This window comes from Rhodococcus sp. HM1 (assembly GCF_023218075.1).
Taxonomy (GTDB): Bacteria; Actinomycetota; Actinomycetes; order Mycobacteriales; family Mycobacteriaceae; genus Rhodococcus.
The window spans coordinates 64646-89918 of record NZ_JALPTB010000017.1 but is presented as its reverse complement, the minus strand read 5'-3'; the positions used below and the strand labels follow the sequence as shown (position 1 = coordinate 89918).

The following is a 25273-nucleotide window of genomic DNA, read 5'->3' as shown; positions in this document are numbered from 1 at the left end:
CGGAAGTGGTGAGTGTGATGGAATACCGCGCTCTCGTGAAATCCGGAGCCGGCGCAACCGCCGTCGCGTCCGTTACGGGATGCCACGGCGTGCTCGATGTCTTTCTCCTGGCGCTCGATATCGACGCCTCGACGGTCCCGCGACCTCCTGTTCCGCCCGCCGCGGCGGTCGATCCGTTCCTGCCCGCGCGGATCGGAGCGAACCCCGCCAGCGATCACGGTGTCCGTCCGGCAGTTCTGCTCGCGTACCGGCACATCGTCGATCGCACACGACCCGAGGTGTCGTTCGGCGTCTCGACCGGGGCGCTGCGGGCGGGCTCGTCGGCTCGTCCGTTCGTCGGCGCTCCCGCGACCTGTGCGTCGTTGTGGGAGATCCCGGGACACGGACTCGTGCTCGCGTTGGAGACACTGACCGACAAGCCCTCCCTCGTCGGCCGGCGTATCGATCCACTGCAGGACCGTGAGGGGAAGGGTTTCCGGCCCACCGTCGACGGATTCCTCGCCCCGTTCGAGCTGACGTCGTCGGCTTCTCTCGAAGATCTGTTCCCCGGGATCAACCGGATGATGCCCGTCCCCGCGACCTACCGGCCGCTGCCCGAGATCGTCGTGCACCGGCATCGCGGGGTCGGCGATCGCAAGGTCGTCGAGGCGCTGATGGTGGAGATCGTGTCGAGTGGGGGCGAGCGGGTACGCGACCTCGTCGACGGCAACGCGACCGGATCTCGCGTCCGGGCCACTGCCCGCGCGTGGGGTGTGGTGTGGCGGTGGGATCGGGTTCAGCTCGTCGAGGCGCCCGCACAACCCGGCGCCGCGATCGCGGTGCGGGAGGACTGCGGCGCCGTGCTGCTCGATCTCGAGGCGACCTCGGTGGACAGCGACTACACGACTCACGGAACCGGGGACATGATCTTCGGGCTGCTGCCGTGGGTCGCGATGCGGGCGAACTGCTCGCGGGACTTCTGGAAGATGCTCGCGCACCTGCGTAACCACGAGGATCTCGACGGTGATCGGCTCCGTGCCGCGCTCGACGACGTCGCCGCGATGCAGGCCCGCAAGATGGAGCGGGCACTGCTGCGCAAGGAATCGATACACGACGACCGGTTCCATTCGTGGACACAGCCGACGCAGCTGCGGTCGCTGCTGGTGCGCCGCGTGGCCGACGACATCGCCGCCCTCGACGGAGAACTCGCCGAGGCGGCCGAGGTGATCGAGCACGCGGTACGACGCAGCGTGGAACTGCGCGGTCAGCGGCACTCGCGGCTCGCCCGCGGATGGTCCGCGGCGGCATCGGTCATCGCGGTCGTCGCATTGTTCGCGGCTCTCGCAGCGGTTCCCGCCGAATCGGAACCGACGCTGTTCCCGCACTGGCTGTACGCCTTCAGCGCCACGCTGGCGCTCACCGTCGTCGCGATCGCCGTCGCCGTACTGTGGCGACGGCGATAACGGGCAGGGCATGATCAACCCATGGCATCGACGCTGAATCTGGTCGGGGACCCGGACGCCGACGCGCTGCTCGCCTCCGACCCGCTGGCACTGCTCATCGGCATGCTCCTCGACCAGCAGGTCCCGATGGAGACGGCCTTCGCCGGCCCGAAGAAGCTCGCCGACCGGCTCGGCGGACTCGATGTGCACGCAATCGCGGAAGCCGATCCCGACGACTTCGTCACCGTCTGCGCGCAACCCCCGGCCGTGCACCGGTTCCCGAAGTCGATGGCACAGCGGATCCAGGCCCTGTGCGCCGCGATCGTCGACGAGTACGACGGCGATGTGTCGGCCATCTGGACATCGGGAGATCCTGACGGCAAGCAGGTTCTGAAGCGGTTGAAGGCGCTGCCCGGCTACGGCGACCAGAAGGCTCGCATCTTCCTGGCGCTGCTCGGCAAGCAGATGGGTGTGCAGCCGGCGGGTTGGCGGGAGGCCGCCGGCGACTACGGCCAGGAGGGATCCCGCCGATCCATCGCCGACGTCGTCGACGAGAAGTCGCTGCAGGAGGTGCGCGAGTTCAAGAAGTCGGCGAAGGCGGCGGCCAAGAAGGGCTAGCGTCCTTCCTCGTCCTCCCGCATGGGTCGGGCCGCGGGTGGTCCATCAACCCCCTTCTCTTCCGAGCGAGCGGTACATTCGGTCGGTTGAAACCGCCTGAAGGAGACGGGTGTACCGCTCGCTCGGAAACGGGGAAGGTTCACACCGGACGAACCGGTCAGGAATCGAGAAGCCAGGTCCGTCTCGGCTTCCTAGCATCGAAATCATGACGACGACCAACGCAACCACGTCCATCACATCCGTCACGCTCGAGGTCGCCGACGTCGACGCCGCGCGTCGCTTCTACAAGGCGTTCGGGGTCGACTCCTACATCCGACTTCGGGAGTCCGCCGAAAACACCTCCGGTTTCCGGGGGTTCACGCTTGCACTGACGGTCTCCGGCCCCGCGACCGTCGACGCATTCCTCGACGCCGCCGTCGACGCCGGCGCCGAGGTGACCAAGCCGGCGGCGAAGTCCCTGTGGGGCTACGGCGGGGCCGTCCAGGCGCCGGACGGGACGATCTGGAAGGTCGCGACGTCGGCGAAGAAGGACACCGGTCCCGCCACCCGCAACATCGACGAGTTCGTCCTGCTGCTCGGTGTCGACGACGTGAAGGCCACCAAGAAGTTCTACGTCGAGCGGGGGCTCGTGGCCGGTAGGAGTTTCGGTGGCAAGTACGCCGAATTCACCTCCGAGGCATCGAGTCCCGTCACACTCGCACTGTACAAGCGCCGCGCGCTGGCAAAAGATCTCGGGATTCCGGTCGACGGAACCGGTTCGCACCGCATCGTCATCGGCTGCACCGCAGAAGGATTCGTCGATCCGGACGGTTACGTCTGGGAGGCTGTCGTGGGTTGAGGGCCTGCATCCGCAGGTCTCAGGTTCGCGCTGCGTCGACGAATCGCTCGTCGCGCAGGACCGGGACGGACTCGCTCCGCCCAACCTTCGCCGCGACCGCGACGTCGCCGGCGTAACCGGCGGCGATCAGCTCGCGCCCCGACGCGCAGTCGTGCAGCGCATCGGCGACCCGCTCCGACACCGTCGCCCAGGCGTCCGCCGCGACCTGCGCCTCCGGCGACCGCGGGCCGTGAACGGAGAGCCCGGCGATCACGGCTCCGGCGCCCCACAGGTCCCCGATAGCCGGACGGAGGGATCCATCGGGCCACTTCTCCCCGCCGGCGACGACCGCGACCACCGATCCGAGTTCGTACGCGATCGACGATCCGTTCGGGGACGGCAGCACGAGCCGCTCGAGCCCGATGGCCGCGCGAATCGTGGCGGGGACAGGCTGACCGCGCCCGGACCGGTTGCTCGACGACCGATGGCGAGCGCCGCGTCGCGTTCGGCCGCATAAGCGGCGGCACCGTCGTCGTTCCAGCGGTACGGGAACACCTCCACGCCTCGGTCGAGTGCGACGGACAGGGTCGTGGTGAACGACAGCACGTCGACGACCACCGCGATGTCGGCGCTGCTTGTGATGTCGACACCGCCCGCGACGGCCGCGGCTCCCGGCAGGCCCCACTCGAATCGGACGCCGAAGTCGCGTTGCGTGTGTGCCGGATTCATCCGGTCAGCGTGCCACAGCACCGCTGTGATCACGGATACCGATGCGGCGGAATCGTATCCGCGTGGGGCTCAGTCATCCGCTGAGACGATCGAGGGGAAGGATGGCTGGAGGCCGAGCGGATATGCGAAGTGTTTCTGCCCTCACTCGGTAGCGTGCCGGGTACAGGACCATTCGAAAGGGAGATCCGGTGCCTCAACTGCTGCACATCGATTCCTCGGCCGATGTGAACACGTCGGTCTCGCGCGCGCTCACCGGGCTGTTCGCCGAGACGTGGCGGGGTCTCGGCGACGACCACACCGTCGTCCGCCGAGATCTGCACCGCGAGCCGCTGCCGCATCTGACCGACGCGGGCCTGCACTACGCGGCGCGTCTGCGCGTGGACGGCGAAGCCCCCGACGCCGCGGCGGAGAAACTGCAGGCCGAGCTGATCGCGGAGGTCGCGGCCGCGGACGTCGTCGTGATCGGTGCACCGATGTACAACTGGTCGCTGCCGTCGACGCTGAAGGCGTGGATCGACTACATCCACGTTCTCGGAACCACGGTTCCGTTCGACAACCCGGACCGCCCGTTCGCAGGCAAGCCCGTCGTGATCGTGTCGAGCCGGGGCAACACGTACGCGCCCGGCACGCCGGGGGAGGGCACCGACCACACGGTTCTGCCGCTGCAGCAGGTTCTCGGTGTGTCGCTGGGAATGGCCGTCGAGGTGGTCACCGCCGAACTCACTCTCGCCGACCGGCTGGCACCGCTCGCTCCGCTTGCCGGGCAGGCGAAGGAAAGCCGCTCCGCCGCAGAGGAATCCGTGCGCACCCTGGCGATCGAGCTGGGTTCCCGGGCGTGACGCTGTCCGGTTCGGGACGTCCGGCGCCGGTGGACCGGACACGCCCGGCCGGAGATTTGCCGAACCCCCTCGTATCGGGTGTGATCGAAGTGGGTACTACGCCGAGGCGGGTCACCGTCGCGGCGCGCCCGAAAAGGAGGGATAACCATGCAGGTCCAGCTCAACAAGGACGGCAATATCCAGGTCGACGAGGACATCGTCCGCAGGCTGGAAGGTGAAGTGGAGTCCGCTCTCGAGCGCTTCGGCGATCGGATCACCCGCGTCGAGGTCCATCTCGGCGACGAGAACGCCGCGAAGACCGGCGTCGACGACAAGCGCTGCGTGCTCGAGGCCCGCGTCGCAGGTCAGCAGCCGATCGCGGTCACCCACCACGCCGGTTCGGTGAAGGAAGCCTTCGACGGTGCCGTCGGCCGCCTGCAGAAGCAGCTCGACTCCCGGCTCGGTCGTTCCGGCAACCACAAGGGTGGACCGTCCATCCGTCACATGCCGGTCGACAAGGACGCACTCTGATCCGACGACCGCGCTCACCGCGCGCGACGACGATCGCCCCACCGCACACAGCGGTGGGGCGATCGTCGTTCCGGGTCCGGCCGGAAGCCGGTCACTGCTGGGGCTGTTCGTCCTGTTTTTCCCGGCGAAGGTCGCGGGGCGGGATCGAGAACGGGGAGTGTGCCGCGGCGCCCCCACCGATCGGTCCGTGTCCGACGACGCCGTGCTCGTACGCGGATTCGGCGTGCAGGGCGAGGTCGATACCCGTCGACTCGGCCTCCTTGTCCACCCGGAACCCGAAGAACCGGTCGATCGTCTTGCCCAGGATGTAGGTGACCCCGAACGCATAGAGGCCGACCACCGCGACCGCGAGGATCTGCTTGCCGAGCTGGGCGAGGCCGCCGCCGTAGAACAGGCCGGTCGGGCCGTCGGTCATCACCGCGGTCGCGAGCAGTCCGATGAGGATGGTGCCCACGATGCCACCCATGAGGTGCACGCCGACGACGTCGAGCGAGTCGTCGTAGCCGAGCCTGAACTTCCAGCCCACCGCGAACGAGCAGACCACGCCCGCAACCGCGCCGACGACGACCGCGCCCATCACCCCGACGGTGCCGCACGCCGGGGTGATCGCGACCAGACCGGCGACGACGCCGGAGGCCGCACCGAACGTGGTGGGGTGTCCGTCGCGGCGCTGTTCGACGAACAGCCAGCCGAGCATGCCGGTGCAGCCCGCGACGAGCGTGTTGAGGAAGATCGCGGCGGCCTTGCCGTCTGCTGCCAGCGCCGAGCCCGCATTGAATCCGAACCAGCCGAACCACAGCAGGCCGACGCCGAGCAGCACCAGCGGAAGATTGTGTGGTCGCATCGAATCGAGTTTGAAACCGAGACGCGGGCCGAGAACCATGGCCAGTGCCAGGCCGGATGCGCCGGAGACGATTTCGACGACGAGCCCGCCCGCGTAGTCCAGTGCGCCGAGCCGCGCGATCCAGCCGTCCGGTCCCCAGACCCAGTGCGCCACCGGCACATATACGAGCAGGGACCAGACCGGCACGAACAGCATCCACGCGGAGAACTTGGCGCGGTCGGCGATCGCGCCGCTGACGAGTGCCGCGGTGAGGATCGCGAAGGTGAGCTGGAACGTGGCGAACAGGATCTCCGGGATCTGACCGTGGACGGTGGTCGGGGAGATGCCGCTCATGCCGAGATGGGAGAGCCCGCCGAGCAGGCCGCCGCCGAGGTCGTCGTCGAAGGTGAGGCTGTAGCCGGCGATCAGCCAGGTCACCGTCACCAGCGGGATCGAGACGAAACTCATCATGATCATGTTGAGCACGCCGGTGGACCGCACCATGCCGCCGTAGAACAGCGCGAGACCCGGGGTCATCAGCAGGACGAGGGCGGTGCTTGCCAGCAACCACGCGGTGGCACCGGCATCGATTGTCGAGGGCACGAGCGAATCTCCTCACGGGCACTGAATCTCAATGCACCGGGATTCGACGATCCGACCGTGGCGTTTCCTCCGAGGGGCAGTGGTGTTGCGAACGCGTTACGGAAATCTCACCCGCCGTATTTATGTCCGTTATGCGTCGTCCGACGCTTTCGGAGCGGGGCCTTCGGCGAGGAGCAGGTAGAGCGCGCGTCGCGCGTCGGCCAGGATGTCGCGGGCCGCGGCGATCTGTTCGTCGGTGCCGCTGACGGCGACCGAGCGTGCGGCGTGATGGACCTCGGCCAGCGCGCTCCGCAGATCGGGCGTGTCCGCCGAGGTCGCGAATCCCGCGAACGGGTCGGTGACCGCGGAGGCCGGGTCTTCGAGGTAGCGGCGTCCGGCGTCGGTGAGCGAGGCGAGCTTGCGTCCGCCGTCGACCTCGACGTGGACGAGGCCTTCGTCCTCGAGCTGGGAGATGGTCGGGTAGATCGCACCCGGGCTGGGACGCCAGGTTCCGCCCGTGCGCTCGGTGATGGCCTGCATCAGCTGGTAGCCGTGCATGGGCTGCTCGGCCAGCAGGATCAGGGTGGCGGCGCGGACGTCGCCGCGCTGGGCGCGCCCGCGATGGCGTCGGCCGCCCCGGGCCTCTCCGCCGCCGCGATGCGGGCGGGGTCCGCCGAAGGGATGCTCGCCGCGCCGGGGTCCGTCGCCGCGGCGCCGGCCGCGGTGGAATTCGCCATCCGGGGTGCTGTGTCGGCGCTGTCCGCCGAAGTGTCGTTCGTTGCGCATTGTGTACGCCCTTTCTGTTTGTTCGACACCATCAAGATAGAACGCGATATATCGTTAAAGCAAGCGTCGAGAGTGTGTGGTCTCGATCACGGACCGTCTCCACCTGCCCGGACCGCCCGGTGGCGACCACTCGGCCCTCGTGTCGGAGTGCGCCGGTAGTCTCGGCGCGTGGCCCTGTACCGGAAGTATCGACCGGCGACCTTCGCCGAGGTGGTGGGGCAGGAGCACGTCACCGAGCCCCTCAGCACCGCCCTCGACACGGGACGTATCAATCACGCGTACCTGTTCTCCGGGCCGCGCGGTTGCGGCAAGACCTCGTCGGCGCGCATCCTCGCGCGGTCCCTGAACTGCGTGGAAGGTCCGACGTCGACGCCGTGCGGGGTCTGCGCCTCGTGTGTCGCGCTCGGTCCCGGCGGAGGCGGCAACCTCGACGTCATCGAACTCGACGCGGCCAGCCACGGCGGTGTCGACGACACCCGCGAACTGCGCGACCGCGCGTTCTACGCCCCGGCCGAGTCCCGGTATCGCATCTTCATCGTCGACGAGGCGCACATGGTCACCACGCAGGGCTTCAACGCCCTGCTCAAGATCGTGGAGGAACCGCCGGAGCACCTGATCTTCGTGTTCGCGACGACCGAACCGGAGAAGGTGTTGCCGACCATCCGGTCGCGCACCCATCACTACCCGTTCCGGCTGCTCGCGCCGACCGCGATGCGCGGGTTGCTCGAGCGGATCTGCACGCAGGAGAACGTGCCCGTCGAGGACGCCGTGTACCCGCTGGTCATCCGGGCCGGCGGGGGGTCGCCGCGCGACTCGCTGTCGGTGATGGACCAGTTGCTCGCCGGATCCGGGCCCGAAGGCGTGACCTACTCGCGCGCGCTCGCGCTGCTCGGTGTCACCGACGTCGCGCTCATCGACGAGGCCGTCGACGCGCTCGCGGTCGGGGACGGGGCGGCACTGTTCGGCACCGTCGAGAAGGTGATGGACGCGGGGCACGATCCGCGGCGCTTCGCGGTGGACCTGCTCGAGCGCCTGCGGGACCTGATCCTGCTCCGCTCGGTGCCCGACGCCGCCGACCGCGGTCTCGTCGACGCGCCGGGCGACATCCTGGACCGGATGCGCGACGAGGCCGACCGGATCGGCCCGGCCACCCTCACGCGATACGCCGAGATCGTGCACGCGGGTCTCGGGGAGATGCGCGGCGCGACCGCGCCGCGCCTGCTGCTCGAGGTGATGTGCGCGCGGATGCTGCTGCCGGCCGTGTCCGACGCGGAAACCGCTGTGCTGCAACGGCTCGAACGACTCGAGCAGGGATTCGTCCCGGCGGCGGGTGCTGCGGCCCCGGCCGGTGCTGCGGCCCCGGCGGCCGCGCCGCGCCCGGTGCCGGAACCGGCGGTCGCGCCGATCGCACCCGACGAACCCGCCGCCCGGTTCCAGCGGCCGTCGCAGCGGCGTGCGATGGAACAGGCAGCGCCCGCACCGCAGGCGGAGCCTGCACGTCCGGCACCGCAGGCGGAGCCTGCCAATCCGGCACCGCAGGCAGAGTCTGCCGCGGTGACACCTCCGGAACCGGTGACACCCGAACCGGCGCCGGTCCCCGAACCGGCTGCGCGTCCGATCGAATCGAAAACTCCCGAGCCCGCGCCGGTTTCGCCGCCACAGCCGGCCCGCGCCGTCGCCGACCGCGGCGAACCGGAGCCGGAACCCACGCCGAAACCCCAGCCGAAACCCCAGCCCGCCGCGCCGCCGCAGCCGGCGTCGGGTCCCGACGCCGCGGGCCTGCGCGCGGTGTGGTCGGAGGTGCGCGCGAAGGTGCGTGCCCGCAGCCGCACGGTCGAGGTCATGCTGTCCGGCGCGTCGGTGCGCGACGTGGAGGGCACGCGCGTGGTCCTCGTCCACGATTCGATGCCGCTCGTGAAGCGTCTCGCGGAACCGCGCAATGCCGGTGTCGTCGCCGATGCGCTACGTGAGGTGTTCGGCGTCGATTTCGAGGTCACGTGTGTGCACGGGTCGGCCGCTCCGGCGCCCGTGAAAGCCGCTCCCGTGCAGCAACAGTCGCGGCCGAACGGGCAGCCGAGGTTCTCGAGGCCGAGCCAGGCCAATCGTGCCGCGGCCCAGCCGCGTCCCGACGAGCAGAAGGGTCCGGGTCCGGCCCGCCCTGAGCAGCCGGGGCCGAACTACGACGACATTCCGCCTCCGGAAGCACCGGATCTTCCGGACGATCCCGGGCCGGAAGGGGCGTACGACGCTCCGCCTCCGGACCCGTCGGCGGTGACGGAGACCGACGTCGAGGAGATGTTCGCCGAGGCCGCGACCCCGGGCGATCCGTCGACTCGTCGCGACCCCGAGGACGTTGCCCTCGAACTGCTGAAGGACATCCTCGGCGCCAAGCGGATCGAGGAGAAGTAGCGAGACCCGCTCAGGGCACGATCACGGCGGTGAGCGCGATCTCGACGGGTGCACCTCCGGGCAGCGAGTACACCCCGATGGCGCTGCGGGCGGGCAGGTTCTCGGCTCCGAGTTCCTGCTCGACGACCTCCGACGCGCCGTCCGCGACCGTGGACAGCGCGGTGAAGCCCGGCGCTGCCGCGACATACACCACCATCTCGACGGGACGAAAGCGTGTGCCGGTAGGCAGCGCCGAGCGCACGGCGGCGAGCGCGTTGCGGACGGCGAGAGCCGCGGCAGCCTGCGCGTCCTCCGGGGACACCTCCGCACCGACGCGACCGGTGATCACCAGGGCACCGTCGCGGCGCGGTGTCATTCCGGCGGTGCGAACGGTATCGCCCGCGACCACCGCGGCGACATAGCGCCCCTGGGGTGCCGGAGCCGAAACGGACAGAACAGCATCGTTATTCGACACCGAGAGCCACTCCTTCCTGCCGAGGATCGCTACCGCCGAGTATCACTCCGCGCTCGTCGAGCGAGACGATCTGTGCGCTGCCTTCGGCGCCGAACGCGTCGAGCACCGATACCCGATGTCCCTTGTCGGACAGCGCTCGGCGCACGGACTCCGGAACAGTTGCTTCGATGCGCAACTCCGTCGGTGCCCCGAGGGTGTTCGCGTCGGAGCCGGGGTAGACCGTGAAGCGCGGCGCCGACACGGCCTCCTGCGGATCGAGTCCGTGGTCGAGTAGGTGCGAGAGCAGCTGCATGTTCCACTGCACCTGGCCGTCGCCGCCCGGGGTGTTACCGACGTGCCGCAGTTCGCCGGCCGCGTCGGTGACGATCCACGCGTTGAGCGTGTGCAGGGGCTTGCGTCGCGGCGCGACCTCGTTGGGGTGCCCGTCGATCAGGTACGCGCCGCGTCCGAGCCGGTTGTTGAGCACGATGCCGGTGCCGGGCACGGTGAACTTCGCGCCGAACGTGAAGGCGAGGGAATGGATGAACGAGACGGCGCGACCGTCCGCATCGACGGCGACCAGCGACGTCGTATCCCCACCCGCCACAGCGAAAGATCCTACAGGTTCGCGTGATTCGAGACGCGCCCGGCCAGCGGCGATGTTGCCGGGGTCGAGAGCGCGTGCCGCCCCGTCGTTGTCGGACGAGCACCAGCGCAATCGGTCCTCGAACGCGATCGCGGCGGCCCGGGCAATGCGATCGATCGCCTCGGAGCCGAGCAGGTCTTCGGATCCCAATGCCCCGTCGCACAACGCGGCCTGTTGCAGCACCATCCATCCCGGAGTCGGCAATGGGGTCTGGTGGACGGTTGCCCCCGCATAGGTTCCGGTCAGTGCGTTCTCCACGGGAACCGTTGCACACCGCTGCCATTCGTCGCCCGTGAACGGGGCACCGGCCGCCCGCACCGCATCGACGCATCGTTCGGCGAGGCTGCCGGTGTAGAAGGAAGCGGGATCGTGGGCAAGTGCACGAATCGTGCGTGCGAGGTCGGCTTGGGGAAGCCGGTCGCCGACGCGCGGAACCGCACCGTGCTTCGTGTACACGTCCGCGAGTCCGGGGTCGCTGTGGATCGCGTCGAACGCGGCCAGTACGTCGGCGCGGGTCTTCGCCGAGCACGGGAGGCCGCGTTCGGCGATACGCGCGGCGGGTTCCCACAGCTCCGGCAGCGCTCTGCTCGCCCCCTGCGCGTGCAGTGCGGCCAGGGCGGCCGGTGCACCCGGCACCGCCACGGCCAGCGCCCCGTCGAGGGGAATCGCATCGAAGCCCCGGTCCCGGTAGAAACCGGTTGTGCCGCCGTCCGGTCCGTAGCCGCTGCCGTTGACCGTCCAAACGGCGCCGTCGGGTTCGCGCACCACCGCGAACGCATCACCGCCGAGTCCGCATTGCCCGGGCAGCGTCAGCCACGTGACCGCGGCCATCGCGAGCGCCGCGTCGACCGCGTTGCCGCCGTCGGCGAGTACGCGCGCTCCTTCCTGGCTCGCGAGGGGATGGCTCGACGCGACCATCCCTCCGGTCGCGAGCGTCGGCGGCCGGCGGTTCATGCCGACCTCTTCCGGCGCCGGCGCGGACCCTCCGGGGGTTCGTTCGGGTCGATGCCCACGAAGATCTCGCCGTCGCGCTCCTCGCACGGGTAGGTCTTGATCGGCTCGGTTGCCGGCGGGCAGATCGGCTCCCCGGTTTCGAGGTCGAAAGCGCTTCCGTGGCAGGAACATCCGATACCGTCCTGGACCAGCTTGCCGGACGAGAGCAGACAGTCCAGGTGGGAGCAGTAGTTGGATGTCGCGTATGCCTTCCCGTCCAGCCGGGAGATGGCGAATTCGTATTCGCCGGCGTAGAACCGGCGGACGATACCTTCGGTCACCTGCCCGGAACGGGCCACTCGCTTGAACTCCATGGTCTTCCTCCAGGCATCTGTGGGTGAAAGCCGGACGACGGTCAGGCTTCGGGGGAGAGGTACACGGTCTTTTCGGACTGGTAGAACTGCATGAGCGTGGGGCCGGCCTGTTCCTTGAAGGTCTGTGTGCTCGACTGCTTGTAGCCACCGAAGGGCGCATTGCCGGCCATGCCGGTAGTGGGCTGGTTGACCTTCACCAGACCGGTCCGCGAACCGGCGACGAACCGGTGCGCGTCGGCGAGGCTGTTCGTGACGATCGAGGCGCTGAGACCGAACGCGGTGTCGTTCGCGAGGGCAAGTGCGTCGTCGAACGACGAGGCGCGCTGGAATGCGAGGACGGGTCCGAAGATCTCGTCGGTCAGCAGTCGCATGCCCGGGGTGGTGTCCGCGAACACCGTGGGCCGCACGAAGAAACCGGTCTCGTCGCCGCACCGCGTCCCGCCGCACACGAGACGTGCGCCTTCATCGGATCCGATCGTGACGTACGCGAGGAACTTGTCGAGCTGGCCCCGGCTCGCGAGCGGCCCCATCGAGACGCCTGGAGCGGACCCCGCCCCGACGGTGAGTGCCTCGGCGCGTGCGACGACCTTCTCCAGCAGTGCGTCGTGGATCTCGTCCACGGCCACCACCCGGCTGGTTCCGGTGCAGGCCTGGCCGGACAACCCGAACGCACCCTTGACGATCAGCGCGGCGGCCGCGTCGAGATCGGCGTCCGCCAGCACGACCACAGGGTTCTTCCCGCCCATCTCGAGCTGCACCCGCCGGTCCGGGCCGATGCTGCGGTGGATGGCGCGGCCGACCTCGGTGGAACCGGTGAACGTCACGGCCGCGACTCGCTCGTCGCCGGCCACAGCCGTCCCGGCCCTGCCGTCGCCGTGGACGAGGGCGATAGCGCCCGGCGGCAGGCCTCCGGCGAGCAGCGCCTCGACGAGGCGCTGCCCCATGAGCGGGGTGATCTCGGACGGCTTGAACAGGACGGTGTTGCCCGCCGCGAGTGCCGGCCCGAGCTTGCGGGACGGAATGTTGAGCGGGAAGTTCCACGGCGTGATGGCACCGACGACCCCGATCGGCTCGCGCACGGTGTACACCGTGGTCGAACCCGGCGCGGGAAACGTCGTGCCCGTGGCACGGAGCGCCTCACCGGCATAGAACCGCAGGTTCAGCGGCGTCCGGCTCACCTCCATCGACGCCTCGGCGCGGGTCTTGCCCTCTTCGCGGATCAGTTCTTCGACCAGCGTGCCGGCCTGCGAGACGAGATGTTCGGCGGCGGCCTCGAGGATCGCGGCCCGCCGTTCGGGCGGCGTGGCAGCCCATTCGGGCGCGGCCTTGTCGAGTGCGTCGACGGCGTTGCGCACGTCGATGGCATCGGAATCGGGAAACGTGCCGATCAGGTCGGTGTCGTCGGCGGGGTTGCGGCGTTCGAAGACGGCGCCGGACGCCGCCGGTACCCAGCTGCCGTCGATGTGGTTCAGGCCCGTGATCGTCATGCGGATTCGACCTCCTCGTACATGTCCCACAGATCGACGTCCTCGTCGGCGAGCCGAACGGCGTCGACCCGGTGGCCGAGGAGTTCGCGTGCGGCCATGATGTCTTCGCCGCGGTCCATCGCGAATGCGGCGGAGAGAACGTCGCCGGTCAGGTAGAAGACGGAGAACTCGCCTGAGTCGATGTCGCCGCGGACGATGTATTCCGTTGCTCCGCTCGCTGTTCCGGCGAACTGGATGTTGGAGTCGTACTGGTCGGACCAGAACCAGTGCGGGTCGTCGGAGAGCGACTGGCGCCCGACGATCGTGTCCGCGACGACGGCGGCCTGCCGGTTCGCATTGTCGAAGTGCTCGACGCGGATGTGCCGGCCGGCCCGGGGTGAGAAGCGGCTCGCGACGTCGCCGGCCGCGTAGACGTGCTCGGCCGACGTACGTCCGACGGCGTCGACCACGATGCCCCCGTCGACGGCGAGCCCGCTCGCGGCGGCCACCTCCGTGTTGGGCACGATTCCGATGCCGACCACGACCGCGTCGGCCTCGATCGTGTCGCCGGTGGTCGTCGTGATCCGGACGCCCGCGTCGGATGTCGTCAGCGACGTGACGCCGGTTCCGGTGCGCAGGTCGACGCCGTTGCGACGGTGCAGATCGGCGCAGTAGGAGCCGACCCGGGCGCCGAGAACGGTGCCGAGGAGCTGGTCGGATTGTTCGAGCACCGTCACGCTCACGCCGAGCGAGCGTGCGGTCGCGGCGATCTCGAGCCCGATGAATCCGCCACCCACGACGGCGAGCGTCGAGCCGGGCGTGAGCCGGGCCGCGAGGGCGGTCGCGTCGTCGAGCGTGCGGAGGTAGTGGACCAGGTCGGGCCGGGAGCCGGTGGAGGCGAGCGTGCGGGGTCGGCCTCCGGTCGCGAGGATCACGGCATCGGCCGCGAGCGACCCGCCGTCGAATTCGACGGTGCGCGTGGCGGTGTCGACCCGCTGCACCGCGACCCCGGTGCGGATGTCGATGTCGTTGGCGTCGAGCCATTTCCGCGTCATCAGGGCGAGGGACTCCCCGCCCTCGCGGCCCGCGAGGAACTCCTTCGAGAGCGGCGGCCGCTGGTAGGGTTCGTGCGGCTCGTCGCCGAGCAGGACGATGCGGCCGTCGAATCCGCGGCGGCGGAGCGTGCGGGCGGCGACCGCGGCGACCTGGCCGGCACCGACTGTGACTACTGTGCGAACGGTCATGCCGTGCAGTCCTTTCCGGATTCCCCGGTAGTGCGTCGCGGGGTGGGATCGATGTGGACGATGTCGTCGACGACGGAGACGGGGTACGTCGGCTGGCAGAGGTCCTGGTCCTCCTCGTACCCGGTTTCGAGGTCGAACCGCCACTGGTGACCGGGGCAGATGACACGGCCGTGGAGCAGAGTGCCTTTCGCGAGCGAACGGTCCTGATGGACGCACAGGTCGGCGAAGGCGTAGAAGCGGTCGTTCGCGTGGAACAGTGCGATTGCAACGCCGTCGACTTCCACTCGGAGCTTGCGGCGGCGGGTCAGTTCCTTCACGGTGGCGACAGCAACCCAGGTCGGGGCGCTGGTGGCGTCGGTGGACATCGTTCTCCTTCGCTGGTCTGCTACGCGGGGAGCGGAAACCGCTGTGTATCGGAAACCGCTGTGCAGCAACCGCTCCCCGCGAGTCTTGAATCAGGCCGACGCCAGCTCCAGGTCGGGAGCGACGTAGGTGTCGTACAGGCCCTTGGTGTACGAGTAGCGCATCTCGGCGCCCCAGCGGACGAGTTGCAGGCACCGCTGCTGCAGCTGCGGCGTGTCGGCGCAGTCCAGCACGATCTGGTAGCCACGTTCCCCGTGCACGACGTCGGAGGTGATGTGCAGGTCGAAGAACTCGATCTCGTCCTCTGTGAAGCCGTAGACCTCGCGGAGCGGGACGATCTGCTTCTTGTAGATGCTCGGGACCTGGGACTCGAGTCCGACGACGAGCGCGGCCGTGGCGACCACGAAGTGCTCACGCTGCGACACCGCGTAGCACCAGGCCTGGAGTCCCCGGGTCACGGCGTTCATGTTGTTCGGGTCCTCGACGCGTTCCTTGGTGGTGCCACACGCTTCGGCGAACTTGATGAGGAGGTCGGTGTGCCGGATGTCGGCGAGTTCCTCCTCGTACATGTTCTGGAGCGTGAAGTCCTTCGCGTCGGTGTAGTGGTCGGGGGTATTGGAGTAGATGTTCGCGAGGTAGTCGGCGAAGGGGCCCACGTAGTGGTAGTGGTTCTCCGCCCACCGGGCGAAGTGGTGCTTCTCGAGCTTGCCTTCGGCCCATGCCTTGCTGAAGGAGGCGTCCTTCGCTTCACGTCCCTTGATGGCGTTTTCCAGTGCGGTGCGGAACTCGTCGCGTCCGAGCAGTTCGGTCATGAGATGTGCCTTTCCGGGTTGTCGTGCGGTCGATGCCGTTGTGGAGAGCTCCGCGACATTGCGGGTCCGAATGTTCTGGTGTGCAGCTTGTTTCGGTGAGTTCGAGCCTAGGTGGGTGGGATCGGCGCTGCCAGGGCCACAATGACCGGGAATCGCCGCGTAGTCGGGTCGAAGTGCACGTGTCAGTGCGCGGTCGCGGACACGAGAGCCTCGAACTCGGCGAGCATCGCGGCACCGACAGCCTTGTCCTGCTCGCCGTTTCCGCCGCTGATCCCCACCGCGCCGACGATCTGGCCGTCGTAGACGAGGGGGAAGCCGCCGACGAAGATCGCAAACTTGCCGGGGAGCATGTGGCTGATGCCGAATGCCTCGTTCCCGGGGAGTGCCGGCCCGTTGGGCGGTTCGTTGAACAGGTGTGTAGCGCGTTCGTGGCCGGCGGCGGTGAACGCCTTGGCGATCGAGATGTCGACCCCGGTCAGTCGTGCGCCCGGCAACCTGTGCAGGGCAATGACATTCCCGCTTTCGTCGCACACGCAGAGGGTCTGCTTGACGCCGATCTCCTCGGCCTTCGCTCGGCCGGCGGCGAGGAGGGGGAGTGCGTCGTCGAGAGTGATTCGGTAAATGCGATGCATCGGTCTCCACTTTCTGAGTCGGGGCCGGTTCGGTTCTTGCCGGGACGGCTGCCCGAGCGGGCGGATTGTTGCCCGGCCGGGAGGCTCGTGGTCGGGCGTGGCTCATTTCTAACAGCACCGCGCGGCCGTTGGGACGGTCAAAATGACCCCGATACGCGAGCAGTATGTGGATAACATGCACATGTGCGGAGCCTGTACGTCTCTGGTAGCTGATTTAGGGAGTGCACGACGTCACCGGCCCCGTGTGGCGTTACAGCCCCTCGACGGAAGTAGGTCTCCATGGAACCGAGCCCGCGTCTGACTGTCCGCGGACTGCTGGAGGAACCGCTCATGGCCGGCGCACGCGTCGCACCGGACGGTGCCGACCTCGACCGCGTCCTGAGCTGGATACTGCCGCTCGGTGAGGTCGTGGGTCGCTACGACGACCTCGCCGGAGTGGCGGTCTACGTCCGGCCCGAGGCACTGGCTGCAAACGCACACGCGATGCCGGCCGTCGCGGCGCGCGGTGCGGCGGCGCTCGTCGTCGACGGTGCTCTGCCCGCCGCGATCACCTCGTGGCCACCCGGCCTGCCCGTCGTCGAACTCGACCTCCCGGTGGGGTTCGCGGCACTCAACAGGCTGCTCGCCGAGCGGTCCCTGATGCAGGAAGTGCATGTCATGCGGTATTCCGCGCACGTGCACTCGACGCTCGCGGGGCTGCTCCACCGAGGGGCCGGGCTCACGCTCCTGATCAAGGAGGTGTCGTCGCTCGCGCAGCATCCGGCGGTGGCGCTGGACGCCCGCGGTCAGGCAGTGGCATATCACGGCATCGAGCGGACCGCGGTCCGGGAAATCTCGGAGCGGCTTCACGACTCGCTCACCGGTGCGTCGGCCGCCGGTCGGGGTCACCACGACACCCGGGTGATCGACGTGACCGCGGGGGACGTGCACTGGACCTGCACCGCGAGCACGATCCGGCTCGGCAAACGCTTCGAAGGGTGGGTGGTGGTCCTCGCTTCCGGTGAGACGCCGAATCCGCACGATCTCGCGCAACACGCGGTGGTCACCGAGCAGGCGACCGCGATCATCGGATCCGAGATGCTGCGCCAGCGCAGTGTCGACGAGGCCGAGGAACGTGCGCGCGGCGACTTCGTTCAGGCCCTGGTGCACGGGGATTTCTCCAGCCGGCACGACATGCAGGCCCGTGCCGAATACCACGACATCGATCTGACCTCGACGTTCGCGGTGTTCGTCGCTCCCGGATACGTGGAGAACCCGAACGTGCCGGCCGGTGAGGCGGCCGGTGGGCTGCTGCGTCTCGCCCGCTACGCGGCGAGCGTCCTGCCGCATCCTTCCATCCGCTCGTACGTCACCGTGATCGGTGATGTGCTGGTTGTGGTGCGGTCACTGCGATACCGCGATGCCCGTGACGTCGAGGCGGAGATCACCGAGTTCGCGGAGGCCGTGTCGGAGGACCTGTCGCGGCGGCGCGGCCGTCCCGTCCCCGTCGCGCACGGAGCACCGGCCGTGGGCGCCGACCAGATCCGCGAGAGCTACCGCCAGGCGCGTGTTGCTCTCGGTATCGGGCAGAGGATGGGGATGTCGGGGTCGGTGTCCTACTACGACCTACGTGGGTACGGGGTTCTCGAGCTCGTCGCGGAGACCGACCGGAGCAGACGGTTCGTCGGCGACGTGCTCGGCTCCCTCCGGCCCGGCAGCGACCTCTACGACACACTCGTCGCCTATCTCGGTTCCGGCGGCAACGTCAACGCGGCCGCGCGCGAACTCAACGTGCACCGCAACACGATGCTGTCGAAACTCGACCGGATCTCGCGGGCCATGGCGATGGACGTGCGGACCCCGGAGAATCAGTTCACCGCGTGGCTCGCGGTCCGGCTCGAATTGCTCGATCGTCTCCACACCTCGGTCGAACACGAAATCAACTATCGCTGAGCGCTTTCGCCACGCTCTCGACATCCTCGGGGTCGCGACCGAGGAACGAGGCGGCGAAGGCGACACATACCGTCACCGCACAGACCGCGAAGACGACGCTCACGGACCAGGGAGCGAGCGCGATCGTCACCCATGCCGCGCCGACCGCGGAGCCGCCGAAACGGATGAGGTTGAACACCCCGAGTCCGGTGCCCTGGGCGCCCGCGGGTGAGCGTGTCGATCCGGCCGCAGCCGGCGTCTGAACGGCGGCGATCCCGGCCCCGGTCACCGCGAGAACGCCTGCGACGAGCCGAGGATCGGGCTCTCCTGCGGAGAGAACGACCGCGAGAGCGCACTGGGCGACGATCAGGATCGCCAGCCCGGTGCGGAGCACGCGCCGGGCACCGATCCGGTCCGTCGTGCGCCCCACCAGGGGCGCGAAGACAGCCATGACCGCGGGCAGCGCGAACAGGATCGTGCCGGCGGTCGCGGTGGACGCACCCGTCTCCGTCAGCCGCAACGGAACCGCCAGCAGCGCGGTACCGAGACAGAACATCTGCGCGAAGGCTGCGACAGCACTTCGGGCGAAACGACTTTCGGCCAGCAGTCGCACGTCGACGAACGACGTTCGGGCGCGCAGGCAGTGTGCGACGAACCAGCCGAGCACTCCCGCGGACGCGGCGAGTACGACCGGTGGCATCGCAGCATCGACGCCGGACTGCCCGAACATGCTCAGTCCCAACACGATTCCGGCGGATCCGGCGGTGAGCGTTGCCGCACCGAGCGCGTCGAGGTTCATGCGGCGCCCGGGGAACGCGGGAATCCAGCGGATCGTCCCGGCGAACCCGAGCAGTGCGATCGGGACGAGCGGGACGAACACCCACCGCCAGCCCCAGTTCCCGGCCACGAATCCGCCGAGGGTCGGGCCGATCGCCTGCCCGATACCGTTGACGGTCGCCCACGCGCCTACGGCACGGGCGCGGCGTTGCGCGTCGAACAACCACGCGATCAGCCCCATGACGGCGGGGGCGAACGCCGCGGCCGCGACGCCGCCGAGTGCACGCCACACGACAAGGATCTCGAGGGACGGTGCGGTTGCGGCGCCGAGCGCACACACCGCGGTACCCAGCAGGGCCGCGCTGTAGACGCGACGGCGACCGAAGCGGTCGCCGATGTATCCGGCGAGTGGCATCGACGCGGCGAACGTGAGGAGGAATCCGACGGCGAGCAGCGCACCGTCCTCGAGGGACGCGTCGAAATCCGAAAGGATCAGGGGAAGGGGAACATTGATGATGTTGTTGCTGAGGGTGCCGACGAGCGTGCCGGCGAGGAGGGCGGACAACGCGAGTGGGGTGCCCGTGCCGGTTGCTTCCGACGGTGTGCCTGCCACCTCTGTGCGTGTGCTCATCGAACTCCCTGGAACCGTGGAACTGCGCGGCCCCGTTCGTGCCGCGATCCCACTGTCCCATCGTGGGGCGGGTGAGTGGCTCGGCAGCGCGCGGTCGGAGTGCACACGTGTGGACCCCTGATCAGGGCACCCTGCACAGGTATCGCCGGAAAGTGCGCTTTGTCCCTTGGCGAAACACGCTCGTAGCAATCTTTCACATTCGAGCGACTCGGCGACACGAAATCGCAAAAGTGGAACACAGTGCACAGGTAGCGTCCGGGCCGGTGTGCAGGGTTCTCGTTGACCCGGTGTGACCGAACGCGGAAAGTTCCACCAATCAAGCCCGATCCGTTCCGCCCTCCCGCCGAAGGACATGCTTTGGACGTACAACTCACTGCCGCCCACTGGGTCTATCTGGCCGGCATACTCGTCATCCTGGCCACCATGGCCCTGCGGAAGAACATCGTCGTTCCCGCAGTCGTCGCAACGTTCCTGACCGCATTGGTCTTCTCCGGCAGCATCGTCACGGGGCTGTCGTCCATCTTCAACGCGAGCCTCGTCGCGGCGAAGGAACTGTTCAACATCTTCCTCATCATCGCGATGGTCACGGCGATGCTCGGAGCGCTGCGCCAGCTCGGCGCCGACCGGATGATGGTCGCGCCGTTCCGTCGCGTGATGCGCGCGGGCGCGAGCAGCTTCCTCGTCCTCGCCGCCGTGACCTACGTGATCTCGCTGTTCTTCTGGCCCACCCCGGCCGTCCCCCTGGTCGGCGCGGTGCTCATTCCGGTGGCCATCCGCGCCGGACTGTCGCCGCTCTCGGCGGGTATGGTCATCGCGATCTGTGGCCAGGGCATGGCACTGTCGTCGGACTACATCATCAAGGTCGCGCCGGGCATCTCGGCGGTCGCGGCAGGGGCGGACACCGATTCGGTGGCCGACAAGTCTCTCGTCCTGTCGCTCATCGTGGGTGTCACCGCCCTGGTGATCACCTACCTGACGCAGAAGCGAACCTGGCGTGCGCCGTCGCCGGACCTGCTCGTCGAGTGGGAGGCGGAAGCCGACCGGGGAATCGGCGACCTCCCCCGGGAAGAGGACCGGCCCGGCGGCTCGGCGGGCGGCGGCTCCGCTCGCCCGGTGCACCCGGAGCCGGTGGGCGGACCGACCGGCGACGGTGGGCAGCCGGCCGCGGCGACCGCAGTGCTGGTGCGCACCTCGGACCCGGTGGTCGACGCCGACCCGTCCGACGATGAGGTCGCCGCTGTGGAGAAGGAGCGTCGTGGCACCGCCAAGGCGTTCGCGATGCTGGTGCCGCTGGTCTACCTGGCGTTCATCGTCTATCTGATGCTCGGCAAGTTCACCGAGGTCGTACCGCCGCTGAAGGGCGGCGACGCCGCCGCGATCGTCGGAGGTCTCGCGGCACTGATCCTGTTCGCAGCCGCCGCGTCGACCGACCGGGGTGGCTTTCTCGAGACGACGTCGGATCATCTCGTCGACGGTCTGGTGTTCGCGTTCAAGGCAATGGGATGCGTGCTGCCCATCGCCGGGTTCTTCTTCATCGGCAACCCGGACTTCGTGGGTCCGATCCTCGGTCTCCCGTCGGACGTGACCGGACCGTCGATCCTGTTCGACCTCGTCACCGCGGTCCAGGCGCACCTGCCGCAGAACGCATTCGTCACCGCGTTCGGAATCCTGCTCATCGGTGTCGTCGCGGGTCTCGACGGGTCGGGCTTCAGCGGCCTGCCCCTCACGGGAGCGCTCTCGGGTGCGCTCGGACCCGCCGTCGACATCGATCCGGCGACACTCGCCGCGATCGGTCAGATGGGCAACATCTGGTCGGGTGGCGGGGTGCTCGTCGCGTGGTCGTCGCTCGTCGCGGTGGCCGGTTTCGCCCGGGTGCCGGTCCTCGATCTCGCCCGGAAGTGCTTCCTTCCGGTGATGGCCGGTCTCGTTCTCTCGACGGTCTTCGCGGTGCTCGTGTTCTGACGAACCCGGTGCTGTGCCCCCTGCCGCGGTCGGCGGCAGGGGGCACAGGCGGGAACGGAATCAGTTCTCGCCCAGGCCCATTTCCTCGGCCTCGACGAACTTGACGTACTGGGTCGCGACGCGCTGCGACATCGTGCGCAAGGAGTCCCGCTCGGGGTCGGTGTTGCCGATCGGCCGGAAGCCGGTGATCTCGGCGACGTACGGGCCATAGGTCATGTAGCACACCGACATCCGGCCCTCGGCGACGTCACCGCTCATGCACGTCGTGTCGGGAACGTTCTGCGGCGCCGACGCGTCCTCGGTGACCTCGGAGTAGTTCCTCCGGGTCTGGGCCAGGAATGCGTCCCGAACGGTCTCGGCACCCTCCGGGCTTGCCGTGCGGTACACGGTGGAGTTCGCCATGGCGACCCGGTCGGTGCCGGTCTTCTCGAAGAGCTCGGCGGTCTGTGCCGGGTTGCTGTCGAAGTGCAGCCAGCCCAGCGGACCGTACACCGCGAGTTCGGAGTTCCGCGTCGTCTCGTCCTCGGTGTAGCCGACGGCGCGGGCGAGGACCTTGTCCATGTCGACCACCAGCTCGGGGATCTCCGGCGTCGGCGTGTACGGGAAGCCGGCGAGCAGCGGAATCTGCTTCTCGAGCGCGCGCGTGGTGATGTCTTTCGCCCACTCGGGGTCGTCGGGGGTGGTGGTGGCGTAGGTGTAGATGAAGTGAGGGCCGTTGACGGTGTACGAGGACACCGTGTCGGAGCCGGTTTCCCACCGGTAGGTCACGGCCTGGGTATCGGGCAGGCCGGGCAGCGTGATCGGAGTGGCAGCACCCGACGCGAAGATGTCGTCCCCGCCGCTGCCGTCGGTGAGTTCGTCGGCGTAGAGCTCGTCGGCGATGGCGGCCGCGGACGCTTCGTCCGGGAGCCGAACGACAGAGATCCCGAGGCCGTGGGAGCCGTCGGCGTAGTCCTGGAAGTCGCTGAATGTGGTGATGACTTCGTACTTCTCGGAGATCGCGGAGACGGATTCGCTCAGGAGCCCGAGTTTCGCGAGGCCCCCGACGCCGACGCCCTGGTTCATGCCGCCGCCCGAGACGAGCTTCGGGTCGATCGTGTACGGGGCGACCACGAATTCGGCCATGCGCTGGCCTTCGACGGCGGGCCCGAAATCCCCGGCGAGCCGGCCCTCTGCCTCGAAGTCCTTCGGGACGGTGTTGTATCCGCCGGTGTCGAGGGACTCGATGTCGAAGTCCGCCTGCCGCTCGGCGCCGGAATCTGCGGCGAGCGCGGCGGTTTCGCTGTCGACGGCGGTGCCCTCGACGTCGCTGCTGCACCCGGCGAGGGTGAGAGCGGCTGCCGCTGCGGCGGCGGTGAGGATGCGTGACGTACGCATGATCTGAAACTCCTGTCGTTCTGGTGTGCCGTCGTTCTCTGCCGCGCTGCGGCAAGACCTCTGGGATGAAACTTGTTCACGAAGAAGGGAATCCGAGCTCTCGCATGAGCGTCAGTCCCTTGTCGACGGGTGCGATCGAGAAGTTGATCACGAGCCCTTTCGTCTTGTCGATGCCGTTGAAGAAAGTGCTGTACGGATCGGACGGCAGGTACTCGATGATGCGGTTGCCGTCGTCGGAGAGAACCGAGACATAGTCGGTGATCGGCTGGTCGCGCATGCGGATCAGCGTCGACCGGGCGTACTGATCGTCGCGGTACGCGGACACCGTCACGTAGTCGTGCTCTCCCATGCCGATCGTCTTGCCCAGGGACGAAGCGGGATCGATGTCGCAGTCGACGCGCAGTGCGTTCTCCATGCTGAACCCGGCCTTCTCGCACGACGTGGACGACGTGATCAGTTTGGCAGGCAGGATCGAGGTGACATCGTCGGTGGATTCGCTGATGTAGGCGGAATCCGACGTGGCGGGCGGCAGACCGCCCTCCGCGGCGAGCACCGTCGTCGTTTCGACGGTCTCCGCGGAGGCGGTGGAAGTTCCACCGGCTCCGCCGCTCTGGGCGAAGGCATGGACACCGCCGGCGGCGATCGCGGCCGCGACGAGAACACCGGCGCCGATCAGCAGCGGCTTGCGCTTCCCGGCCGGGGCGGTCTCCGGGGCCGCGGCGTCGGCGAAGACGGCGGGTGCGGGCTGCGGCCGGCCGGCCGGCGCCGCATGGCGGGGGCCGGGTCCGTGATCGCGCGCCAGCGCCACGGTCTGCCGGTCCGCCGGCGGTTCGGTGTCGCGACCACCGGCGACGAACCCGGCCGCGCCCTTGGCCACCACGGTTTTCGGGTCGTCGAGGGTGGCGATCGGGCCGAGTTCGGCCAGGCGCCGGTGCACGTAGGGGATGCGCGACGAGCCGCCGGTCAGATACAGCGCCTGCAGACCACCGCGGTCCACACCGGCATCGCGCAGGACCGACGCGGCCAGTTGCACACCGCGCGTGATCTGCGGTTCGATCAGCTGCTCGAACTCGTCGCGGGTCAGCGTGAACGTCATGTCGGCGCCGTTGCCGGTGATCCGAATGGTCGCCGAAGGAGCTTGGGAGAGAAGCTCTTTGGCTCGTCGGATCTGATCGTCGAGGTTGCGGCGGGCGTCGAGACCTTCCGGTCGGCGCAACCATGCCGCCAGATCGGGGTTCTCGTCGGCGAGCTGCCGGTCCACCCAGCGGGAGATCGTGGCGTCCAGGTTCTTTCCGCCGAGGGCGTTGTCGCCGCCCGCGCGCAGCACCTCGAACGTCCACTCGTTCGTCGCGGTGAGCACCGCGACGTCGAGGGTGCCGCCGCCGAAGTCGAACACCGCGATGGTCGAGCCCTTGACGATCTTGGCGTCGTGCCGGCGTGAGTAGTAGAACGCGGCGGCGCGGGGTTCGGAGATCAGCGACACGTTGCCGCCGAGCCCGGCGATCGACGCCGCTTCGCGCAGGACCGACAGTTCCCGCTCCGACCACGCTTCGGGGTGCGTGAGCACGACCTCCGCGGGCGGGTGGTTGTTGTGCCGTTGCAGCGACTGTCCGTACACGGTGCGCAGCACGGCCGCGGTCATCGCGGCGACCGGAACTTCCTGACCGCGCACCAGCACCGACCGGTCGGACACGTGTGCCTTCGGGGCGACGACGAAGCCGGCGGGGTCGACGGACGCCTGGTTCACCGCGACGTCGCCGGTCGAGATCGCGTGGGCCGGGTCGATGAACACGGACGACGACATCAGGTTGCTGGTGTGGGTCAGCGGCAGCGACTCGACCCGGTCCGGTCCGATGCGGTGAGCGGCCGAGGTGTTCGAGGTGCCGAAGTCGACGGCAAGGACCCAGCTCATCGTTCTCCCCTTACGGTGTGATGGTCATGTCGACCCGGCCGGGCGAGACCGGAAAGGTGCCCGCTGCTCATCCCGACCTCGCTTTCGCGTCGTTTCCGTGTGTCGAGGATGAGAGGGGCGGCCCCGCCGAAAAGTTCCCGCTTGCCCCGGGGATTTTCCACATCGGTGGCACCTCACCGCATTCGCGCACGTCGGAGCCCCGAACCGCGAGTCGCGCTGTGGCGCACATCACCTCGGGTTGCCGTCCCGTCCCGGGAAATCGGGAC

At 68.8% G+C, this 25273-nt stretch carries 21 protein-coding genes and 1 pseudogene; 8 read left to right on the top strand and 14 right to left on the bottom strand.

What is annotated here, in order from left to right:
* Positions 1 to 17 precede the first annotated feature (17 nt).
* The 3 genes from M1M07_RS11790 (at position 18) to M1M07_RS11780 (ending at position 2877) form a co-directional block, all read left to right on the top strand.
* Positions 18 to 1442 (top strand): hypothetical protein, encoded by a 1425-nt coding sequence (locus tag M1M07_RS11790; protein ID WP_248674277.1) that lies wholly within the window; start codon positions 18 to 20, stop codon positions 1440 to 1442.
* A 21-nt stretch (positions 1443 to 1463) separates the two neighbouring features.
* The gene (locus tag M1M07_RS11785) at positions 1464 to 2039 is read left to right on the top strand and encodes an HhH-GPD-type base excision DNA repair protein (protein WP_248674276.1); all 576 of its coding nucleotides are present in this window, start codon (positions 1464 to 1466) and stop codon (positions 2037 to 2039) included.
* Between the two features lie 205 nt (positions 2040 to 2244).
* A complete protein-coding gene (locus M1M07_RS11780; protein WP_248674275.1) occupies positions 2245 to 2877 on the top strand; it encodes a glyoxalase in 633 nt (210 codons plus the stop codon).
* A gap of 19 nt (positions 2878 to 2896) precedes the next feature.
* On the opposite strand, the pseudogene M1M07_RS11775 reads toward M1M07_RS11780, so the two are convergent.
* Positions 2897 to 3585: pseudogene (locus tag M1M07_RS11775) on the bottom strand (2-phosphosulfolactate phosphatase).
* A 188-nt stretch (positions 3586 to 3773) separates the two neighbouring features.
* Between M1M07_RS11775 and M1M07_RS11770 the strand changes: the two are divergent.
* Positions 3774 to 4424, top strand: a complete 651-nt coding sequence (locus tag M1M07_RS11770) for an NAD(P)H-dependent oxidoreductase (protein WP_248674274.1) — start codon at positions 3774 to 3776, stop codon at positions 4422 to 4424.
* Positions 4425 to 4571: 147 nt separating this feature from the next.
* Positions 4572 to 4934 (top strand): HPF/RaiA family ribosome-associated protein, encoded by a 363-nt coding sequence (locus M1M07_RS11765; RefSeq protein WP_197254479.1) that lies wholly within the window; start codon positions 4572 to 4574, stop codon positions 4932 to 4934.
* A gap of 91 nt (positions 4935 to 5025) precedes the next feature.
* Here the strand turns inward: M1M07_RS11765 and M1M07_RS11760 are convergent, their stop codons facing one another.
* Positions 5026 to 6360 carry an ammonium transporter gene (locus M1M07_RS11760; protein WP_197254459.1) on the bottom strand — a complete coding sequence of 445 codons (1335 nt, stop codon included), beginning with the start codon at positions 6358 to 6360 and terminating at the stop codon, positions 5026 to 5028.
* 129 nt (positions 6361 to 6489) lie between these two features.
* A complete protein-coding gene (locus tag M1M07_RS11755; protein WP_248674273.1) occupies positions 6490 to 7125 on the bottom strand; it encodes a PadR family transcriptional regulator in 636 nt (211 codons plus the stop codon).
* A 168-nt stretch (positions 7126 to 7293) separates the two neighbouring features.
* Here M1M07_RS11755 and M1M07_RS11750 point away from each other — a divergent pair, with 168 nt between their 5' ends.
* Positions 7294 to 9534, top strand: coding sequence for a DNA polymerase III subunit gamma and tau (locus M1M07_RS11750; RefSeq protein WP_248674272.1), 2241 nt, complete (start codon positions 7294 to 7296; stop codon positions 9532 to 9534).
* A gap of 10 nt (positions 9535 to 9544) precedes the next feature.
* On the opposite strand, the gene M1M07_RS11745 is transcribed toward M1M07_RS11750, so the two are convergent.
* The 8 genes from M1M07_RS11745 to M1M07_RS11710 all read right to left on the bottom strand — a co-directional run bounded on the left by M1M07_RS11745 (position 9545) and on the right by M1M07_RS11710 (position 16437).
* Positions 9545 to 9988 carry a RidA family protein gene (locus tag M1M07_RS11745; RefSeq protein WP_248674271.1) on the bottom strand — a complete coding sequence of 148 codons (444 nt, stop codon included), beginning with the start codon at positions 9986 to 9988 and terminating at the stop codon, positions 9545 to 9547.
* The gene (locus tag M1M07_RS11740; protein ID WP_248674270.1) at positions 9978 to 11567 is read right to left on the bottom strand and encodes a gamma-glutamyltransferase family protein; all 1590 of its coding nucleotides are present in this window, start codon (positions 11565 to 11567) and stop codon (positions 9978 to 9980) included. The genes M1M07_RS11745 and M1M07_RS11740 overlap by 11 nt, the downstream gene beginning before the upstream one ends.
* A complete protein-coding gene (locus M1M07_RS11735) occupies positions 11564 to 11920 on the bottom strand; it encodes a non-heme iron oxygenase ferredoxin subunit (RefSeq protein WP_197254451.1) in 357 nt (118 codons plus the stop codon). Before M1M07_RS11735 ends, M1M07_RS11740 begins: the two co-directional genes overlap by 4 nt.
* A gap of 41 nt (positions 11921 to 11961) precedes the next feature.
* Positions 11962 to 13407, bottom strand: coding sequence for an aldehyde dehydrogenase family protein (locus tag M1M07_RS11730; protein WP_197254449.1), 1446 nt, complete (start codon positions 13405 to 13407; stop codon positions 11962 to 11964).
* The gene (locus tag M1M07_RS11725) at positions 13404 to 14630 is read right to left on the bottom strand and encodes an NAD(P)/FAD-dependent oxidoreductase (RefSeq protein ID WP_197254447.1); all 1227 of its coding nucleotides are present in this window, start codon (positions 14628 to 14630) and stop codon (positions 13404 to 13406) included. The genes M1M07_RS11730 and M1M07_RS11725 overlap by 4 nt, the downstream gene beginning before the upstream one ends.
* A complete protein-coding gene (locus M1M07_RS11720) occupies positions 14627 to 14995 on the bottom strand; it encodes a Rieske 2Fe-2S domain-containing protein (protein ID WP_197254445.1) in 369 nt (122 codons plus the stop codon). Before M1M07_RS11720 ends, M1M07_RS11725 begins: the two co-directional genes overlap by 4 nt.
* 90 nt (positions 14996 to 15085) lie before the next feature.
* Positions 15086 to 15805, bottom strand: a complete 720-nt coding sequence (locus tag M1M07_RS11715) for a TenA family transcriptional regulator (RefSeq protein WP_197254437.1) — start codon at positions 15803 to 15805, stop codon at positions 15086 to 15088.
* A 182-nt stretch (positions 15806 to 15987) separates the two neighbouring features.
* The gene (locus M1M07_RS11710) at positions 15988 to 16437 is read right to left on the bottom strand and encodes a heme-binding protein (RefSeq protein ID WP_197254435.1); all 450 of its coding nucleotides are present in this window, start codon (positions 16435 to 16437) and stop codon (positions 15988 to 15990) included.
* A 279-nt stretch (positions 16438 to 16716) separates the two neighbouring features.
* On the opposite strand from M1M07_RS11710, the gene M1M07_RS11705 reads away from it, so the two are divergent.
* Entirely contained in the window at positions 16717 to 18369 is a 1653-nt protein-coding gene (locus M1M07_RS11705; protein ID WP_197254433.1) for a CdaR family transcriptional regulator, read from the top strand.
* Here M1M07_RS11705 and M1M07_RS11700 read toward each other — a convergent pair.
* Positions 18356 to 19756 carry an MFS transporter gene (locus tag M1M07_RS11700; RefSeq protein ID WP_248674269.1) on the bottom strand — a complete coding sequence of 467 codons (1401 nt, stop codon included), beginning with the start codon at positions 19754 to 19756 and terminating at the stop codon, positions 18356 to 18358. The two genes, M1M07_RS11705 and M1M07_RS11700, sit on opposite strands and share 14 nt — an antisense overlap.
* A gap of 357 nt (positions 19757 to 20113) precedes the next feature.
* On the opposite strand from M1M07_RS11700, the gene M1M07_RS11695 reads away from it, so the two are divergent.
* Positions 20114 to 21718, top strand: coding sequence for a hypothetical protein (locus M1M07_RS11695; RefSeq protein WP_248674268.1), 1605 nt, complete (start codon positions 20114 to 20116; stop codon positions 21716 to 21718).
* Positions 21719 to 21778: 60 nt separating this feature from the next.
* Here M1M07_RS11695 and M1M07_RS11690 read toward each other — a convergent pair whose 3' ends face one another.
* The gene (locus tag M1M07_RS11690; RefSeq protein ID WP_248674267.1) at positions 21779 to 23095 is read right to left on the bottom strand and encodes a hypothetical protein; all 1317 of its coding nucleotides are present in this window, start codon (positions 23093 to 23095) and stop codon (positions 21779 to 21781) included.
* A 76-nt stretch (positions 23096 to 23171) separates the two neighbouring features.
* Entirely contained in the window at positions 23172 to 25007 is a 1836-nt protein-coding gene (locus M1M07_RS11685; protein ID WP_248674266.1) for an Hsp70 family protein, read from the bottom strand.
* Positions 25008 to 25273 lie beyond the last annotated feature (266 nt).

Coding starts and splice junctions, on each gene's coding strand:
- M1M07_RS11790 (WP_248674277.1), top strand. CDS start 18: ATGGAATACCGCGCTCTCGTGAAATCCGGAGCCGGCGCAACCGCCGTC.
- M1M07_RS11785 (WP_248674276.1), top strand. CDS start 1,464: ATGGCATCGACGCTGAATCTGGTCGGGGACCCGGACGCCGACGCGCTG.
- M1M07_RS11780 (WP_248674275.1), top strand. CDS start 2,245: ATGACGACGACCAACGCAACCACGTCCATCACATCCGTCACGCTCGAG.
- M1M07_RS11765 (WP_197254479.1), top strand. CDS start 4,572: ATGCAGGTCCAGCTCAACAAGGACGGCAATATCCAGGTCGACGAGGAC.
- M1M07_RS11755 (WP_248674273.1), bottom strand. CDS start 7,125: ATGCGCAACGAACGACACTTCGGCGGACAGCGCCGACACAGCACCCCG.
- M1M07_RS11740 (WP_248674270.1), bottom strand. CDS start 11,567: ATGAACCGCCGGCCGCCGACGCTCGCGACCGGAGGGATGGTCGCGTCG.
- M1M07_RS11735 (WP_197254451.1), bottom strand. CDS start 11,920: ATGGAGTTCAAGCGAGTGGCCCGTTCCGGGCAGGTGACCGAAGGTATC.
- M1M07_RS11730 (WP_197254449.1), bottom strand. CDS start 13,407: ATGACGATCACGGGCCTGAACCACATCGACGGCAGCTGGGTACCGGCG.
- M1M07_RS11725 (WP_197254447.1), bottom strand. CDS start 14,630: ATGACCGTTCGCACAGTAGTCACAGTCGGTGCCGGCCAGGTCGCCGCG.
- M1M07_RS11720 (WP_197254445.1), bottom strand. CDS start 14,995: ATGTCCACCGACGCCACCAGCGCCCCGACCTGGGTTGCTGTCGCCACC.
- M1M07_RS11715 (WP_197254437.1), bottom strand. CDS start 15,805: ATGACCGAACTGCTCGGACGCGACGAGTTCCGCACCGCACTGGAAAAC.
- M1M07_RS11710 (WP_197254435.1), bottom strand. CDS start 16,437: ATGCATCGCATTTACCGAATCACTCTCGACGACGCACTCCCCCTCCTC.
- M1M07_RS11705 (WP_197254433.1), top strand. CDS start 16,717: ATGGAACCGAGCCCGCGTCTGACTGTCCGCGGACTGCTGGAGGAACCG.
- M1M07_RS11700 (WP_248674269.1), bottom strand. CDS start 19,756: ATGAGCACACGCACAGAGGTGGCAGGCACACCGTCGGAAGCAACCGGC.
- M1M07_RS11690 (WP_248674267.1), bottom strand. CDS start 23,095: ATGCGTACGTCACGCATCCTCACCGCCGCCGCAGCGGCAGCCGCTCTC.
- M1M07_RS11685 (WP_248674266.1), bottom strand. CDS start 25,007: ATGAGCTGGGTCCTTGCCGTCGACTTCGGCACCTCGAACACCTCGGCC.